Source organism: Pseudomonas sp. CROZ-RG-20F-R04-15 (assembly GCF_022662375.1).
Classification (GTDB): Bacteria; Pseudomonadota; Gammaproteobacteria; order Pseudomonadales; family Pseudomonadaceae; genus Aquipseudomonas.
The window spans coordinates 339,570-354,731 of sequence record NZ_JAKNQL010000004.1 but is presented as its reverse complement, the minus strand read 5'-3'; the positions used below and the strand labels follow the sequence as shown (position 1 = coordinate 354,731).

Here is a 15,162-nt window from a genome sequence, read left to right as displayed (position 1 = left end):
TTTGCTCGCGACAGCGAACAAATTTGCACAGTTATTTTCGAATCAGAACACTAGAATAGCCCCACCTTATTCGGAGCCAGAGCCCGTATGTCAGAGTCGGTTGACGCCCCAGGGCTGTCAGATTTACCGCTGGAAGACCTGGTGGCCTGTCACGAGTGCGACCTGCTGATGCGCAAGCCAATTCTTGCCCATGGCGAGAAAGCGCTCTGTCCTCGCTGCGGTTACGAGTTGTACGCTCACCGTCATAACGTGGTGCAGCGCAGCCTTGCCTTGGTGATTGCAGCGTTATTGTTGTACATCCCGGCAAACTTTTTGCCCATCATGCAGCTCAATATCCTCGGACAGTCTTCGCAGGATACGGTCTGGAGCGGCGTTCTCGGCCTGTTCAACACCGACATGCAGGGCGTTTCGATTGTCGTCTTCCTGTGCAGCATGGCCATACCGTTGCTCAAGTTGCTGTGCCAGTTGTTCGTTTTACTGACGATTCGTTTCAACGTCGGCCGCAGCTACGGTCTGCTGCTCTATCGCATCTACCACCACCTCAAAGACTGGGGAATGCTTGAGGTTTACCTCATGGGCGTACTGGTGGCGATCGTCAAACTGGCGGACATGGCGGCGATTACCGTAGGCCTCGGCCTGGCGTGTTTTATCGGTTTGTTGTTGGTGCAGGTTTGGCTGGAAGTGGTGATGTCACCTCACCAGATCTGGCAGGCGTTATCAGGAGAGGACGCTCATGCGGGCGATTGATGCGGGCATTCTGGTGTGTACCGAATGTCATGAGTTGAACAAACAGGAAGCGGACGCCGACGAGCAAACCTGCACCCGCTGCGGTGCGCTGGTTCACGCTCGCCGTCCGAACAGCCTCGTACGCACCTGGGCACTGCTGATCACCGCCGCGATTATCTATATCCCGGCCAATGTCTTGCCGATCATGACTGTCAGTTCTTTGGGCCAAGGTGATCCGAGCACCATCATGTCCGGCGTGATCCAGTTGGTACAGCACGGCATGATCCCGATTGCCGCTGTGGTGTTCATCGCCAGTATCCTGGTGCCGACCTTCAAACTGGTCGGCATCGCGCTGCTGCTGTTTTCAGTGCAACGACGTCAGCCGTTGTCTGCCCGTCAGCGTATCTGGATGTACCGCTTCATCGAGTTCATCGGTCGCTGGTCGATGCTCGATATTTTTGTGATCGCCATTCTCGTGGCGGTCGTCAACTTCGGCCGGCTTGCCAGTGTCGAAGCCAATCTTGGCGCCATCGCCTTCGCCAGTGTGGTGATTCTGACGATGCTCGCCGCAGTAACTTTCGATCCCCGACTGATTTGGGATAACACGGAGTCGGACGACGACCATGACTGATTTGCCCGTAGCGAAAACCCGACCGGCCTCGAACTGGTCTGCCATTTGGGTCCTGCCTCTGATCGCGCTGATCATCGGTGGCTGGCTCGGCTGGCGTGCCTATTCCGAAACCGGTATCGAAATTCAGATCCGCTTCGAGAGTGGCGAAGGCATCCAGGCCAACAAGACCGAGGTCATGTACAAAGGCATGTCGGTCGGTAAGGTCAAGGCGCTCAAGCTCGACGATGAGGGCAACTCCAAAGGCGTGATTGCCACCGTCGAGATGAATAAGGACGTTGAGCAATACCTCAAGACCAGCACGCGTTTCTGGCTGGTCAAACCAAGCGTGACCCTGGCCGGTATCACCGGTCTGGAAACCCTGGTGTCGGGTAACTACGTGGCCATCAGTCCTGGCGAAGGCGAGCCTGTGCGCAAGTTCAAGGCGCTCTCCGAGGAACCGCCGTTGTCCGACGCCAAGCCGGGTCTGCACCTGACCATCAAGGCTGATCGTCTCGGTTCACTGAGCCGAGGCAGCCCGGTGTTCTACAAGCAGATCAAGGTTGGTCAGATCAAAAGCTACGTGCTCTCGGAAGATCAAAGTACTGTCGAGCTCAAAGTCTTCATCGAACCGACCTACGCCAAACTGGTGCGCAAACACACGCGTTTCTGGAACGCCAGCGGCATCAGCATCGACGCCAACCTGTCCGGTGTGAAAGTGCGCAGCGAATCCCTGGCCAGCATCGTCGCCGGCGGTATCGCTTTCGCCACACCAGAAAACCGCAAGGACAGCCCGCCGACCGATCCGAGCCTGCCGTTCCGTCTGTATGAGGACTTCGACGCTGCCGCTGCCGGGATCCGCGTAAAGGTCAAACTCAGCGACTTCGAAGGACTGCAGGCCGGCCGCACACCGGTGATGTACAAAGGCATTCAAGTCGGCAACATGAAGGCGCTGAAAGTTGATCCTGACCTGAACAGTGCCACAGCCGAGCTCACCCTCGATCCATTGGCTGAGGACTATCTGGTCGATGGCACGCAGTTCTGGGTAGTTAAACCGTCGATTTCTCTGGCTGGGATCACCGGTCTGGAAGCCTTGGTGAAAGGTAACTACATCGCCGTACGCCCAGGCGATAAAGGTGCGGCACCGAAACGCGAATTCGAGGCCCGGCCAAAGGCGCCGCCGCTGGATCTGCGCTCACCGGGCTTGCACCTGGTGCTGTTCACCGATGTCCTCGGCTCGATCGATGTCGGCAGTCCAATTCTGTACAAACAGGTCAAGGTCGGTTCAGTGCAGAGCTATCAGTTCTCCAAGACCAAGAAGCAATTGGTCATTGGCGTGCACATCGATAAGGAATACGAAAACCTGGTCAACGCCTCGACGCGTTTCTGGAATGTCAGTGGCATCACGTTGACCGGCGGACTGACCGGTGGCATTCAAGTCAAGAGTGAGTCGCTGCAGACCCTGATGGCCGGTGGCATCGCCTTCGAGACACCGCAAGCCAAAGCGCCGCTGCAGAAACGTATTCCGCGTTTCCGCCTGTTCGCCAACCATGATGAGGCGAATCAGAAAGGCGCGGTGGTGACGATCAAAGTCGATCGCGCTGATGGTCTGCGCAGTGGCACCCCGGTGCGCTTCAAGGGCCTGGATGTCGGCAAGATCGAAAGTGTCGATCTGACTGACGATCTGCAATCGGTCATCCTCACGGCGCGCATCACTGAAGTGCCGGAGAAGATCGCCCGGGTCGGCAGTCAGTTCTGGGTGGTCAAACCAGAGCTGGGCCTGATCAAGACTGCCAATCTGGAAACCCTGGTGACCGGGCAGTACATCGAAGTGCAGCCGGCGGCGAAAAATCTCGGCCCGCAGAAGAACTTCGTTGCCCTGACCAACGCGCCGGAAGTCACCAAGCAAGAGGCGGGGCTGAGTCTGGTATTGAGCGCTGCCCGTCGTGGATCGCTGAAACCGGGTGTGCCGGTGACTTACCGTGAAATCACTGTGGGTAAAGTCACCGGTTATGAACTGGGACAGACGGCGGATCGGGTGTTGGTGCACATTCTGATCGAGCCGAAGTACGCGCCGTTGGTGCGCAGCGGTAGCCGGTTCTGGAACACCAGCGGTGTTGGTTTTGATATCGGTCTGTTCAATGGTTTGACGGTGCGCACCGAGTCGTTGGAGACGGCGATTCAGGGTGGCATCGCCTTCGCCACGCCGGATGGCGAGCGTATGGGCAACCCGGCGCGTGCGGAGCAGACGTTCCCGTTGTTCGACAAGTTTGAGGATGAGTGGCTGACGTGGGCGCCGAAGATTTCGCTCGGTAAGTAACCTGAAGTTGATGTGGCGTCTATTAAGACGCCTTCGCGAGCAAGCTCGCTCCCACATTTGAAATGCGTTCCAATGTGGGAGCGAGCCTGCTCGCGAAGAGGCCTCCAAGCTGAGCACAAACCCAAAGCCGTAAAAAAGGGCCGCGATCCAGACAGATCGCGGCCCTTTTTTTGTCCTTCAGTTAACGCTGATCAAACCGCATCCAGCTCCGGTTCATCCGCCTCAACATTCAACGTGGCCTTCACCACATCATGGCGACGGATGTACTTCCAGTCCGCCTCATCAATGTAGATCCCCGCCGGGCCGCTGCCGCCTTCCAGGTCGATCGCGACACTGGCGCAGACCTGCGGCTTCACACTCGCCAGAATCGGCACGAAGCCCAGTTGCAGGCTGGTTTCCAGCAGCGCGGCCTGGTTCTTCTCATCGATATCCGCCGCCTCGTCGAGGTAGTACGGCAGACGCACGCGACCGGCCTGATCGCGATCCATCAAGTGCAGCAACAAGTACATGTTGGTCAGCGCCTTGATAGTCATGGTCGTGCCGTTGGAAGCCGCGCCATCGATGTCGGTGTGGATCACCGGTTGACCGTTGACCTTGGTGATCTCGAACGCCAGCTCAAACAAGTCCTTGAGACCGAGCTGGTTGTGGTTTGCTGCGACCAACCGCGCCAGGTATTCCTTGGCCTCTTCGTTCTTGTTGTCCTGCTCGGCGCTTTGGCTGAGATCGAACACCGACAGGGTTTCGCCTTCTTCGTACTGACCGGCGCTGTGGATGATCTGGTCGATGTGCTTGAGCGCTTCTTTGTTCGGCGCGAGGACGATGCGGAAGCTCTGCAGGTTGGAGACCTGACGCTTGTTGATCTCGCGGTTGAACAGCGCCAGTTGATGCTCGAGGCTGTCGTAGTCGCTGCGAATGTTGCGCAACGTCCGGGCGATGTCGGTGACCGCCGCACGGCGGGCCTTGCCCAGCGTCAGCGCTTCATCGGTACGGTGCGCGTAAGCGTTGATCAGCAGCGACAGGCGGCGCTCCATGTCGTCTTCGCTGTCGAACTTGGCCACACCTTTCAGGCGCACTTGCGCGTACAGCGCTTCGATCTGGCCATCGGCGCGCAGCAGGCCTTGCCAGCTGTCTTGATAGTCGTTGAGCAGCGGCAGCAGGTTGTCCATCGAATCGTCGACCGGATCCATGAACGGCGTACCGAACGGCAGATCCGCTGGTAGCAACTGACGACGACGCAGCGCATCGTCGAGGGTGCGTTGCTTGGCTTCCATGTCAGCGATCTGGCGGCCGACCAGTTGCAGCTTGGCCGACAGTTGCTGGACGCGCTCGGTGAAGGCATCGCTGGAACGCTTGAGTTCGTCCTGCGCGCCTTCCATCTGCGCCAGTTGCTCAAGCTTGTCGCTTTCTTCGGCGCTCAGGGTCTGGGTGCGGCGGAAATCTTCCAGCGCCTTCTGCGCGTCCAGCACTTGCTGGTACAGCGCTTCGGTCTGGGTCTTGCTCGCGGCGCGGTCGGCGGCCACGGCCTGCTGGGTTTTCAGTTGCTTGAGTTCTTTTTCCAGGCGTTCTTTCTGATCGCGCAACGCGGCACGGTCAGCCAAGGCTTGCAGGGCCGGTGGCTCGATGTTCGAGATGTCGATCGACAGGCCCGGCACTTCGAAGCGCTCGCCTTTGAAGCCATCGAGAATCAGCTCGACCGATTTCACCCACGCGCCGTCGTCGTCGAGGGTAATTCCGTGTTCGCCCAGCGGCAGGCTGAACAGCGCGCTGTTGAACAGGCGCATCAGACGCTCGACGTCCTGCTGCGAGAACTCTTCGCGCAGACGGGCATAGCTGTTGTTGTCGGCGTGATCGAGTTGCAGTTTCACCGACTTCAGGCGTTTTTCCAGATCGCGCACGCGCTCTTCCAGATCTTCCGCGCTGAACTGACGCGATTGCGCCAGAGCACCGGCCAGTTCGTCGTGGGCGTCTTTGGCCGCGAGCAGTTGTTGCTCCAGCACTTTGACGTCATCGACCAAGGCGAAGCGATTCTTCAACACCGACAGCTCGCCGAGCCAGCGCTGGATGCCGGAAATTTCCCGCTCCAGACGCATCAGTTCCTGAGTGCCACCGCGCTGATCGTTTTGCAGACTGTCCTGCTCGCCACGGTAGTGGTCGGCTTGAATGGTCAGCTCTTCCTTGCGCGCACTGGCGTAGTCCGACCAGGTACCGAGCAACGAGTCGAGCAGTGGCGACAGGCGATGCAGTTTGCCGCGCAGCACGTCGCGTTGTTTCACGCCGTTGGCCAAGGCTTCAACCAACGGGCCGGCAGCGACCAGCGAGTTGTAGTCCTGTTCCATCCGGCGCACGTCGCGGAAAGCTTCTTCGCACGCGGCGATGTAATCGACGCTGCCGGAACGCAGGCTGTGTTCGAAGGCATCGAGGAACAACTGCTTCAACTTGGCGGCAGTGATTTCGCGCATGTGCAGCAGGTTGATGAACAACGCGCGGAAGGTCTTCAGGCTCTGCTCGCTGGTGGAGCGCAGCGGAATCAACGTCAGATCCAAAGGAATCGAGGTGTGACCGCCGACCAGCAAGCGACGCAATTCGTCCGGCTTGAGTTCGTAAGCCTTCAGGCCTTCTTTCTCAAGGTTGCTGAACAGCTCTTTCTGACGCAGGCAGGTGTCGTTCTTCTGGTAATGCGCCAGGTCGAGCTTGCCGGCGTAGGCGAAGAACTGGTGACCGAAACCGCCGCCCGGGCCACGACCGACCACACCAATGACGTGCGGGCCGTGCGGCAGGTTTACTTCGACGAGGATGTAGCTGGTGTCGGAAGCAAAATAGAAACGCCGCGATTGTTCGAGGCTGTACTTGCCGAAACTCATGTCCGACATGCGCGCCAGAATCGGGAACTGCAAGGCGTTGATCGACGCCGATTTACCGAGGTTGTTCGCGCCGTAAACCGACAACGGTTCTTCCAGCGGGAACAGGCCGAGGCTGTAACCGGCGGTGTTCAAAAGGGCAAAGCGGCGGATGCCGTAGCGTTCCTGGCTCATGCGTCGGACTCCTGTTCTTCGGCAATGGCGCGGGCCAGTGCGTCTTCTTCGCTTTCTTCATCGAATTCGGTGAGATCGAGCGGATCGTCGGTTTCGAGGAATTTGGCTTCCGCCGCTTCGTCGATCAGCACCGGCGCTGGCAGCGGCAATACGCTGTGCACGCTGGCTGCCAGATCGCGATCCTGCTGTACCGACAGGCACACATCGAGGAAACGGTGCATCGGCGGCAGGAAGCGGTACACGCCGTTTTCTTCGCCGGCGAAACCGAGTTGAGTCATGCGGCGCATGATCTTTTCTTCGAGCTCTTCCACGGTCTGCACTTCGGCCTGAATGAACAGGTCGCGGTATTTCTCCAGCAGCGATGGCAGCTCTTCGCGGCCGAGGCTGCCGCCATCAAGCACGGCGATCGGGTCGCGGCCCTGATCGGCCAGATGCTCGACGAGGATGAAGGTGAACAACGCCAGACGCTGGGCGGTCTTGTTCACCGCCGCAGCGGCCATGTCCGGCACAAAGTAGTAGAAACCACGGGTATCGCAGACCAGTTCAAAGCCCAGCGCCTTGAACAGCGTGCGGTACTGATCCTGGAAGTTCGACAGCTGCGCGTACAGCTCCGGGTCGCGGCGGCTGACGTGGTAACCCTTGAACAGCTCGCGGAAAATCGGTGCGAGTTGCGACAGTTCGGAAAGATCAAGATGCATTGGGGATGCTCGCAGAATTCTCGGAGGCAGAGTCGCTGGCCGAGAGCAGGGCGAAGGAGCGCAGGCTGACCTGGTGCTCGTGAGTGTGGTATTCGCGGCGTTCCAGACGCTCGCGCTTGAAGCGTTTTTCCCGCGACAGGCGCGAGAACCAGTAGAGCAATTCGTCAGTGGCACCGTCCGGTTCCTGCTCCAGCAGCCAGGTCATCAGATCCGGCATTGGCAGAGCTTCTTCGCAACGGTCGACCATCTCGCGCACAGTGCGTGGCGCGCGTGGGGCTTCGCCTTTCTGCGTCTTGTGCGCCTTGGGGAAGCGTGCCGGTTTTGGCTCGAAACGCGCCAACGCATAAACGTAGGCTTCGACCTGACTGGCGCTGCCGAGGAAGGTGCTTTGCGGGCGGGTGAACAGCGGCATCGCCGCTTGCGGCACGGCGTCGATGCCTTTGCGGCGGATCGCCGCCAGTGCAAGTGCGGCACCACGGGTCACGGCGTTGTGCCGGCGCGCTTCTTCACGCAATGGCAGCAGCAGTTCGCGGGCATGACGTAAGGTCAGTTGTGCGCTGGTCTGCATTTCGAGGATGCGTGCGTGGGTGCGCAGCAACATGTCGTCGTCAACCAGATGGCCGAGACGTTGCTGTTCGCTGAGCATTTTCAGCAGCACGGTTTCGACCTTGCGCACGCCTTGCTCGAAGGCGCCGTCGGCGTTGACCAGATCGATCATCGGCTCGACGTATTCGTCCCACGTCGCCAAGACTTCGGCGTAACGCTGACGCAGCGGAATCTGCCGGTCGCTGGTCTTCGCCCGTTCAGCGACGGCCACCAGCGCCTGTTCGTCGTTGTCGAGTTTCTTCAGCACATCACGCACACGCATGTCGAGCAGGCGCAACTGGCGGGCCAGGTCGTGGCCGTCACGGACTTCGAACGCGTCCTGGATGTAACCGGCCAGGCGCTCGAGGTGGCGCAGATAGGCTTCGATTTCCAGGCACAGGCCCAAGCGGTGTTCACGACGCAAGTAAGCGAGGAAGTCGTGAATCTGTGCGTTCAGCTCGAAACGATTCGGGCTTTTTGCCACCGGAATCAGAATATCGAGGCGAATCCACACGTCGAGCAGGCTGGTGATGTCCTGCGGCGTGCTGTCCAGTTGTTGGGCGGCCAGTTGCGTGCGCAGTTCGTTGAGGCTCAGTGTGCCTTGGTCGAAGTGCTCGCACAGTGGCTCCAGAAGTGCCCAGTGTTCAGCGAGGGCGCGCAAGACGCGCTTGGGTTCGATCATCGGAATGGCCGGCTGGTTGACGATTAAAAGCCGCGATTGTACTGCATCGCGAAGGATGCGATTCACTCTCGGGACGGGCTGTCGCATTTTCCAAGGGGCGAGCTTAGGTAAAGGCTATCGATCAACAGCAAGCGATCTTGAACGAAGGGCGGTAGAATCAGCCCACTTCAGTTATCCACAAGTGGCCGACCCTTTGCTAATCGAGTCCCGCCGCCGCGCCTATTTGAACGCCATGCAGGTGGTCAACTGGCTGCCGCGCACCGAATTGCCCTTCGCCGCGCCTTCGCGGCCCGAGCTGCTGGACATGCCCGAGCCCGAGGTAGAGACCCCGGTGGCGCCTGCGCCGCAGGTCGAAGCGCCTGCGCAGCCTGCCGTTCGTCCGGCCGAACGACCAAAGATCGACGTGCCGCGCCCTTCGTTGGCCAGCACGCGGACCAACGCCAAACCGGCGGAAGAGGCCGACGACACGCCAGTGGTCGCCAAACCGGCGCCCGTGCCACCACCACGTTTTGCTCTGCAATTGCTGCGCGCCGGGCGTTGCCTGCTGTTGGTCGAGTTACCCACAGGCGAACCGTTCCAGAGTCGCGATCCGGCGTATTTGCTGCTGAAAGACATGTTGCGTGCCGCCGGTCTGCCGGATGCTCCGCAGATCGTCGGCGAGCCTGTGCGTTGGCCGTGGCTCAATCGCGGCACCATGGATCAGGGCCCGGAAGCGGCGCGTGACTTTGTGCAGGGTTTCCTTTCCGTGCAAATGGAAGCCGCACCGTGCGCCTGCCTGTGGCTGATTGGCCTGCCGGCGGTGCGTTTTGCCGGCGAAGCGGACGCCGAAGCGTTCAATCGTGAGTTGCAGATCGAAGGTCTGGGCTCGGCCTGGGCCATTCCCGGTCTGGAATTGTTAATGGAAGAGCCACAGCGCAAGGCCGCTGTGTGGCAAGCCATGCGTCGGCTGATGGCGCGCTGGAAAGAATCGAATGAGTGACGCTGTATCGTTCCGCCCGATGACCGAGGCGGATCTGGAAACCGTGCTGAAAATCGAGTACGCCGCCTACAGCCATCCGTGGACTCGCGGAATCTTTCTCGACGGGCTGGGCAAGTACCAGATCTGGCTGATGTTTGAAGGTGAGCAACAGGTCGGGCATGGGGTGGTGCAGATCATTCTGGATGAAGCGCATCTGCTCAACATCACGGTCAAACCGGAGAATCAGGGGCGCGGGCTGGGGCTGACGTTGCTTGAGCATCTGATGTCGCGGGCGTATGCGGCTTCGGCGCGGGAATGTTTTCTGGAAGTGCGTGACAGCAATACGGGCGCGTTCAAGTTGTACGAGCGTTATGGCTTCAACGAGATTGGCCGGCGTCGGGATTATTATCCGGCGGTGGGCGGGCGTGAAGACGCGGTGGTCATGGCCTGCACCCTGGTTGACTGATCGCCTTTAAAAGCTTCGCGAGCAGGCTCGCTCCCACATTGGACTCAGGGCGTTCACCAATTTGTGCGCACCCCAAAACCCCTGTGAGAGCGAGCTTGCTCGCGAAGGCGTTCTGTCAGGCCGCGACGATTAGCGGTTGCCATCCAGCGGATCGCGCCGCGCCAGCTCCGCTTCATCCAGGCCATTGCCGCCGCCGATGTCATCCTCATCGACAATGCTCAAATCCCAATCCGCCTGATTGCCTTGACCCGCTTCCTCGGCATCCCGCGCGCCGTCTTCATGAATCAGCGTTTCCGGGCTCAGGTCATCGTCCGTCGGCTCATGATCACTGATCGAGGCCCCGGTCATACCCGCCTCACGCACCCGTTCACGCGGCATCAACTGCTCACGTTCACGTTGCGGAATCTCATCACCAATCTTCGCGCTGGGCTCGTCTTCATCAAAATCCAGCTCATGCACCGAACCCATGCGGTCTTCGTTATCATCGATGGGTTCTGGTTGCACCGCATCGTAAGGGCGTCGTGAATCATTCATGGCAATTCCTCATACTGTGGGCCTTACTTAGGTGGACTCACCGGGCACACGAGAATTCCAATGAAATCACTTGCGCTGGCGGCGTGACCCCGACGGGCGGTCGTCTGTCATACCAGCGCATCTTTCTTGAGGCCTTACAGCATGCACGACTTACAAGACCTGATTGATAACAACGAGCGTTGGGCTGACGCGATCACCAAGGAAGACCCGGATTTCTTCGCCAAACTGGCGCGCCAGCAAACCCCTGAATACCTGTGGATCGGTTGTTCCGATGCGCGTGTGCCGGCCAACGAGATCGTCGGCATGCTGCCGGGCGATCTGTTCGTCCACCGCAACGTCGCCAACGTCGTACTGCACACCGACCTCAACTGTCTGTCGGTGATCCAGTACGCGGTCGACGTACTCAAGGTCAAACACATCCTCGTCACCGGCCACTACGGCTGCGGCGGTGTGCGCGCGTCGATGCAGGACCGGCAGTTCGGCCTGATCGACGGCTGGCTGCGCTCGATCCGCGACCTGTACTACGAAAAGCGCGAAGAGCTGGCCAAGCTGCCGACCGAAGAAGAGCAGGTTGATCGGATGTGCGAACTCAACGTGATCCAGCAAGTGGCCAATGTCGCCCACACCAGCATCATCCAGAACGCCTGGCATCGCGGGCAGAGCCTGTCGATCCACGGATGCATCTACGGCATCAAGGATGGCCGCTGGAAAAGTCTGAACACCACCATCAGTGGGTTCGAGCAATTACCGCCGCAGTATCGTTTGCGTCCGGTTGGCGCGGTATAGCTCAGCTTTCAGCGCGACCCTGAATGCCGCCAGCGCTGTAGAAAGTGCTGGCCTTCGAGACTGGGTGGTTCGTCGTAACCGGTGATCCACCCACGGCAGCGTGGTGAACCGCAACCGCAGGCAAACTGGTGCAGCAGTTTGTCTTCAGTGGCGGTGTAGTCCATGGTCAGCCGTTCGCCCCGGTGGATATCTTTCAACGCCCACAACCATAACTCGCTCATGTCGAGAAACACGTTGGGGTCGCAGGCGTGTTCGATCAAACCGCAAAAGCGCGGATCGTAGATGTGGATGCCCGTCAGCAATTGTCGGGTCTGGCGACAGCGATACGGCAGTAATTGCCCGGACACCCGGCACATCCGGCGGGTGTGCAGGAACTCGCGCCGCGCGGCGACCGCCGCAGGGGCACCGTATCGATCCTGAAGGATTTCGAAATCGGCGCTGGCCGGAAACCCCAGGCGCACGGGCAGGCCGGCGAAGGGATAGATGCCTTCAGTATCGCGTGGCGGCGAGTGCGCCCTGGCGTGGATATTCATAGCAGTCCTTGTCGCAAGGCTCTTGCGACTTCCTTGGGTTGACGTCCTGTCAGCAGTGCAATTCCTGCGCTTGGATCCAATCGTGGCCTATTAGGTATAGCCGGTCTACTGTCAGATCTGACAGGCGATTTATACGCTTTCCCGCGTCAGCCTTGGCTGACACGGGAAGGCTTCAGGCGATTACAGGTGCGGGGCGGGGATTGCGGTGGCTGGCAGCGGTGCCTGCAATTGTTTCAGTTGCGCCTTGATCGGGGTGGTCGCGCACTTGGCGGTGGCCTGTTCCGGGGTCAGATTGCGGATCGAGGTGTAGAACAGCTCGCAGGTTTTGACTTTCTGCGTGACCTGCCACGTCTGTGTGCAACTGTTGAGCGTTGTTTGCGCATCGCTGCCCGGTTTGCTGCCCATTCCGGCCTGCCAGCAAGCGGCGCTCAAATCCTGACCCATGACTTTCAGACCCGCCGCATCGGCTTTGGCTTGCGCATCGTCGCCGGTGTAGCTCTTCGGGTCGGCGGCGTACCAGATGTAACTCGGGTGGTTGGAGCCCAGCACCGGCACTTTCACGCCTTCGCTCGGGCTGATGGTCGCCAGCCCCAAGACATTCACGGTTGGTCCGTATTGCTGCTTGATCCAGTTACGCACCGGCGCGCCGAACGCGACCATCGGCAGCGTCGTGCCGCTGGCAGTCTGGCTGAACTGTTTGACCAGCGTGGTCTGGTAATCCTTGAAGTAGTCATACACGCCTTCCAGATCGCTGCCGGCATTGGACGGCGCGGCAATCGGGGCGATGTCGATGATGGTTTGATAAGCGGGGGTTTGCCCGGCCGGAATGCCGTTGTCAGTCAGCAACGTCGCCCAGCGATCGGTGGTGTTCGACCGCAGATAATCCTGTGCCTGGGTCAGCGAGTAATCCGGCGGAAAGTGCAGCAACTCGACACTTTTACGGTTTTCCAGGGCCATGCCCAGCGGCAGGAACAGATACCAGCTGTAGGCCCATTTACCGTCGGCGTTGAGTTTGCTGGCGCCGGTGTAGGCCAGATCTCCTGCGTCCAGCAGCGCCGACAACGGTTTGTCGTAATCCTTAGGCACGCCGGTGATTTCGGCGTAGAGCTGGCCGTTATCGGTTTTCACCAGCACTTTGGCATCGGCATAACCATCGCGTTGCACGCTCTGGCTCAGGTAGTGGGTGACAGTCTGTTCCAGCGTCCAGTTGCGGAAGCAGATCACGTTGCAGTTGTTGGGGTAAGCGAAGAGGCGGGTAACGCGTTCGGTGCTGCCCAGTTTCAGATCGACATCGGCGTGGGCGGTCGCGCTCAGCGTGAGTGCGGCTAGAGCGAGTGCGGTCGGGTTAAATCCTGCGAGTTTGAACATGCTCAGATCCTTTTCAGCGTCGGTTCCCCCGCGTATCGGGGGCGGCTCATAGTGGATCAGCCGCGTTTGACAGAGAAGCCGTCATCGGCAGATTTTTGCGCAAACTCGCAGGGCTGGTTTTCAGGCCTGAAAATGCAGAGCGTTGGTCAGATCGCCCATGGGCTTCTGGCCCCGGGCAATCATCGCCTCGTCCCGTTGTTTGAGGCCGTCGAGGGTTTCCAACTGGAAGACGCGAGTGATCAGCCGCAGGATCGACGCCGTGTCGTAGATCGTGTGATCCACCGTGCCTTTGCGCGCAAACGGCGACACCACCAACGCTGGCACGCGTGACCCCGGGCCCCAGCGGTCCCCCTTGGGCGGTGCGACGTGATCCCACCAGCCGCCGTTTTCGTCGACCGTGACGATCACCACCATGTTTTGCCATTGCGGGCTTTCGCGCAGCACTTTCAGCGCGCGGACGATGTGCCGATCCCCGGACGCCACGTCGGCATAGCCGGCGTGCATGTTCAGGTTGCCCTGGGGTTTGTAGAAACTCACCGCCGGTAACTTGCCCGCTTCGGCATCGGCGAAGAATTTGTTGCTGCTCGACTCATCGCCCAGACCGGCATCGCGCAGGCGTTTATTGCGCTCTTGCGGGTTTTCCGGGCCTTGCTGCTTGAAGTAGTTGAACGGCTGGTGGTGATACTGAAAATTGGGAATCTTCGGAATGCCGCCGGAATCCTTGTATTGATCCAGCGTCGCCTGCCACGCGCCGGCGTACCAGGCCCAATCGATGTTCTTTTTCGACAGCTTGTCGCCGATGTGTTCGTGGGTTTGCGGCACCATGACGTTGGGCAGATCCGCTTTGGAGTACGCCGGGCGCTCCGGATCGCGAATCCACGTGGGCCAGTAGGGCGGGGCGAGGGTATTGACGCCGAAGCCATCCGGGGTCAGTGCACTTGGGCCGAACTGCGGCGGGCCGGTCATGGCGCTGGCCGGTGATGCGTCCAGCGGCTTGAGGCGCGGATCGGCTGGATTGTCACTTTGCAGCGCGGCGATCTGTGATTTGGCCACCGAGTTGGCAACGTCCGGATAGAACGGCGCGGTGGCGCTGATCAGGTACTGGTGATTGAGGAACGAGCCACCAAAAGCGCCCTGGAAGAAGTTGTCGCACAGCACGAATTCCTGCGCGACGTCCCACAGGCGCAGTGAATACCGGCTCTGGGCGTAGTGGCCCATGGTCAAGCCACCGGAGTCGGCCCAGGCGACAAAGCCGTCGTTCTTGCCGCCGTTGATCTGCATCTGGTTCTGATAAAACACATGCCACAAATCGCGGGTCACCAGACCGAATGGCAAATCTTCGGCGTTCGGGCCTTTGAGAGCGAACGGTGCGTTGGCCAGGTTTTCCTGAAACTGCGTGGCGCTGGGGTAGGTCACGCCATCGAGGGTTTGCGGGCCGATTTGCAGGACGCCGCCCCAGACGGGCGGCAGGGTTTGCAGCAGCGAGCCGTCGCGGTCACGTTGTTGATAGTCGCCGGGCTTGAGCGCTGCCAGCGGTTTTTCGACACCGGGGAAATCACCGAACAGGTTGTTGAAGCTGCGGTTCTCGGCGTAGATCACCACCACGGTTTTCACCTGATCGCGCAGGGCTTTGTCCAGCTCGGCGGGCGTCAGCGGGCGTTCGGTCGGTTTGCCCGGTTGATCAGCGGCGCTGCCGCATCCGGTCAACGTGGCACCGACGCCCAGTACCGCCACGCCGCCAAGGAAGCGGCGGCGGCTGGTATCGGTCGGGTTATCGGATTCAGGTGCGTCAGTGCTGTCTGTTTCGTCTTTCATCGGTCAGCCCGCTTGCTTAATTGTTTCAGTATGTTTCGGGCGGACGCTAGCA

At 59.9% G+C, this 15,162-nt stretch carries 13 protein-coding genes; 6 read left to right on the top strand and 7 right to left on the bottom strand.

The window, feature by feature from the left end:
• Window positions 1-87 precede the first annotated feature (87 nt).
• The 3 genes from L8H52_RS09445 to L8H52_RS09435 are packed head-to-tail and all read left to right on the top strand — an operon-like array spanning window position 88 to window position 3,653.
• Window positions 88-747 carry a paraquat-inducible protein A gene (locus tag L8H52_RS09445; RefSeq protein WP_242206858.1) on the top strand — a complete coding sequence of 220 codons (660 nt, stop codon included), beginning with the start codon at window positions 88-90 and terminating at the stop codon, window positions 745-747.
• Window positions 734-1,357, top strand: a complete 624-nt coding sequence (locus L8H52_RS09440; RefSeq protein ID WP_160059432.1) for a paraquat-inducible protein A — start codon at window positions 734-736, stop codon at window positions 1,355-1,357. Before L8H52_RS09445 ends, L8H52_RS09440 begins: the two co-directional genes overlap by 14 nt.
• Entirely contained in the window at window positions 1,350-3,653 is a 2,304-nt protein-coding gene (locus L8H52_RS09435) for an MlaD family protein (protein WP_242206857.1), read from the top strand. The genes L8H52_RS09440 and L8H52_RS09435 overlap by 8 nt, the downstream gene beginning before the upstream one ends.
• A gap of 191 nt (window positions 3,654-3,844) precedes the next feature.
• Here L8H52_RS09435 and mksF read toward each other — a convergent pair whose 3' ends face one another.
• The 3 genes from mksF to mksB are packed head-to-tail and all read right to left on the bottom strand — an operon-like array spanning window position 3,845 to window position 8,650.
• Window positions 3,845-6,685 (bottom strand): Mks condensin complex protein MksF, encoded by a 2,841-nt coding sequence (gene mksF, locus L8H52_RS09430; protein WP_242206856.1) that lies wholly within the window; start codon window positions 6,683-6,685, stop codon window positions 3,845-3,847.
• Complete coding sequence (mksE, locus tag L8H52_RS09425; RefSeq protein WP_034156067.1) at window positions 6,682-7,383, bottom strand: Mks condensin complex protein MksE; 702 nt, start codon at window positions 7,381-7,383, stop codon at window positions 6,682-6,684. The genes mksF and mksE overlap by 4 nt, the downstream gene beginning before the upstream one ends.
• A complete protein-coding gene (mksB, locus tag L8H52_RS09420; RefSeq protein WP_171057284.1) occupies window positions 7,373-8,650 on the bottom strand; it encodes an Mks condensin complex protein MksB in 1,278 nt (425 codons plus the stop codon). Before mksB ends, mksE begins: the two co-directional genes overlap by 11 nt.
• Window positions 8,651-8,882: 232 nt before the next feature.
• On the opposite strand from mksB, the gene L8H52_RS09415 reads away from it, so the two are divergent.
• On the top strand, window positions 8,883-9,629 hold the full coding sequence (locus L8H52_RS09415; protein WP_242206866.1) for an energy transducer TonB: 747 nt from the start codon (window positions 8,883-8,885) through the stop codon (window positions 9,627-9,629).
• The gene (gene rimI / locus L8H52_RS09410) at window positions 9,622-10,074 is read left to right on the top strand and encodes a ribosomal protein S18-alanine N-acetyltransferase (RefSeq protein ID WP_007912963.1); all 453 of its coding nucleotides are present in this window, start codon (window positions 9,622-9,624) and stop codon (window positions 10,072-10,074) included. Before L8H52_RS09415 ends, rimI begins: the two co-directional genes overlap by 8 nt.
• Window positions 10,075-10,203: 129 nt before the next feature.
• On the opposite strand, the gene L8H52_RS09405 is transcribed toward rimI, so the two are convergent.
• On the bottom strand, window positions 10,204-10,608 hold the full coding sequence (locus L8H52_RS09405) for a serine kinase/phosphatase (RefSeq protein WP_242206855.1): 405 nt from the start codon (window positions 10,606-10,608) through the stop codon (window positions 10,204-10,206).
• A 141-nt stretch (window positions 10,609-10,749) separates the two neighbouring features.
• Between L8H52_RS09405 and can the strand changes: the two genes are divergently transcribed.
• Window positions 10,750-11,394, top strand: coding sequence for a carbonate dehydratase (gene can / locus L8H52_RS09400; protein ID WP_064120416.1), 645 nt, complete (start codon window positions 10,750-10,752; stop codon window positions 11,392-11,394).
• Between the two features lie 8 nt (window positions 11,395-11,402).
• On the opposite strand, the gene L8H52_RS09395 is transcribed toward can, so the two are convergent.
• The 3 genes from L8H52_RS09395 to acpA all read right to left on the bottom strand — a co-directional run bounded on the left by L8H52_RS09395 (window position 11,403) and on the right by acpA (window position 15,110).
• Window positions 11,403-11,927 (bottom strand): SET domain-containing protein-lysine N-methyltransferase, encoded by a 525-nt coding sequence (locus L8H52_RS09395; RefSeq protein ID WP_242206854.1) that lies wholly within the window; start codon window positions 11,925-11,927, stop codon window positions 11,403-11,405.
• A gap of 180 nt (window positions 11,928-12,107) precedes the next feature.
• A complete protein-coding gene (locus L8H52_RS09390; RefSeq protein ID WP_242206853.1) occupies window positions 12,108-13,295 on the bottom strand; it encodes a hypothetical protein in 1,188 nt (395 codons plus the stop codon).
• A gap of 120 nt (window positions 13,296-13,415) precedes the next feature.
• Window positions 13,416-15,110 (bottom strand): acid phosphatase, encoded by a 1,695-nt coding sequence (acpA, locus tag L8H52_RS09385; protein WP_242206852.1) that lies wholly within the window; start codon window positions 15,108-15,110, stop codon window positions 13,416-13,418.
• Window positions 15,111-15,162 lie beyond the last annotated feature (52 nt).

Coding starts and splice junctions, on each gene's coding strand:
- L8H52_RS09435 (WP_242206857.1), top strand. CDS start 1,350: ATGACTGATTTGCCCGTAGCGAAAACCCGACCGGCCTCGAACTGGTCT.
- rimI (WP_007912963.1), top strand. CDS start 9,622: ATGAGTGACGCTGTATCGTTCCGCCCGATGACCGAGGCGGATCTGGAA.
- L8H52_RS09415 (WP_242206866.1), top strand. CDS start 8,883: ATGCAGGTGGTCAACTGGCTGCCGCGCACCGAATTGCCCTTCGCCGCG.
- mksF (WP_242206856.1), bottom strand. CDS start 6,685: ATGAGCCAGGAACGCTACGGCATCCGCCGCTTTGCCCTTTTGAACACC.
- mksE (WP_034156067.1), bottom strand. CDS start 7,383: ATGCATCTTGATCTTTCCGAACTGTCGCAACTCGCACCGATTTTCCGC.
- L8H52_RS09405 (WP_242206855.1), bottom strand. CDS start 10,608: ATGAATGATTCACGACGCCCTTACGATGCGGTGCAACCAGAACCCATC.
- L8H52_RS09390 (WP_242206853.1), bottom strand. CDS start 13,295: ATGTTCAAACTCGCAGGATTTAACCCGACCGCACTCGCTCTAGCCGCA.
- acpA (WP_242206852.1), bottom strand. CDS start 15,110: ATGAAAGACGAAACAGACAGCACTGACGCACCTGAATCCGATAACCCG.
- L8H52_RS09440 (WP_160059432.1), top strand. CDS start 734: ATGCGGGCGATTGATGCGGGCATTCTGGTGTGTACCGAATGTCATGAG.
- mksB (WP_171057284.1), bottom strand. CDS start 8,650: ATGATCGAACCCAAGCGCGTCTTGCGCGCCCTCGCTGAACACTGGGCA.
- L8H52_RS09445 (WP_242206858.1), top strand. CDS start 88: ATGTCAGAGTCGGTTGACGCCCCAGGGCTGTCAGATTTACCGCTGGAA.
- can (WP_064120416.1), top strand. CDS start 10,750: ATGCACGACTTACAAGACCTGATTGATAACAACGAGCGTTGGGCTGAC.
- L8H52_RS09395 (WP_242206854.1), bottom strand. CDS start 11,927: ATGAATATCCACGCCAGGGCGCACTCGCCGCCACGCGATACTGAAGGC.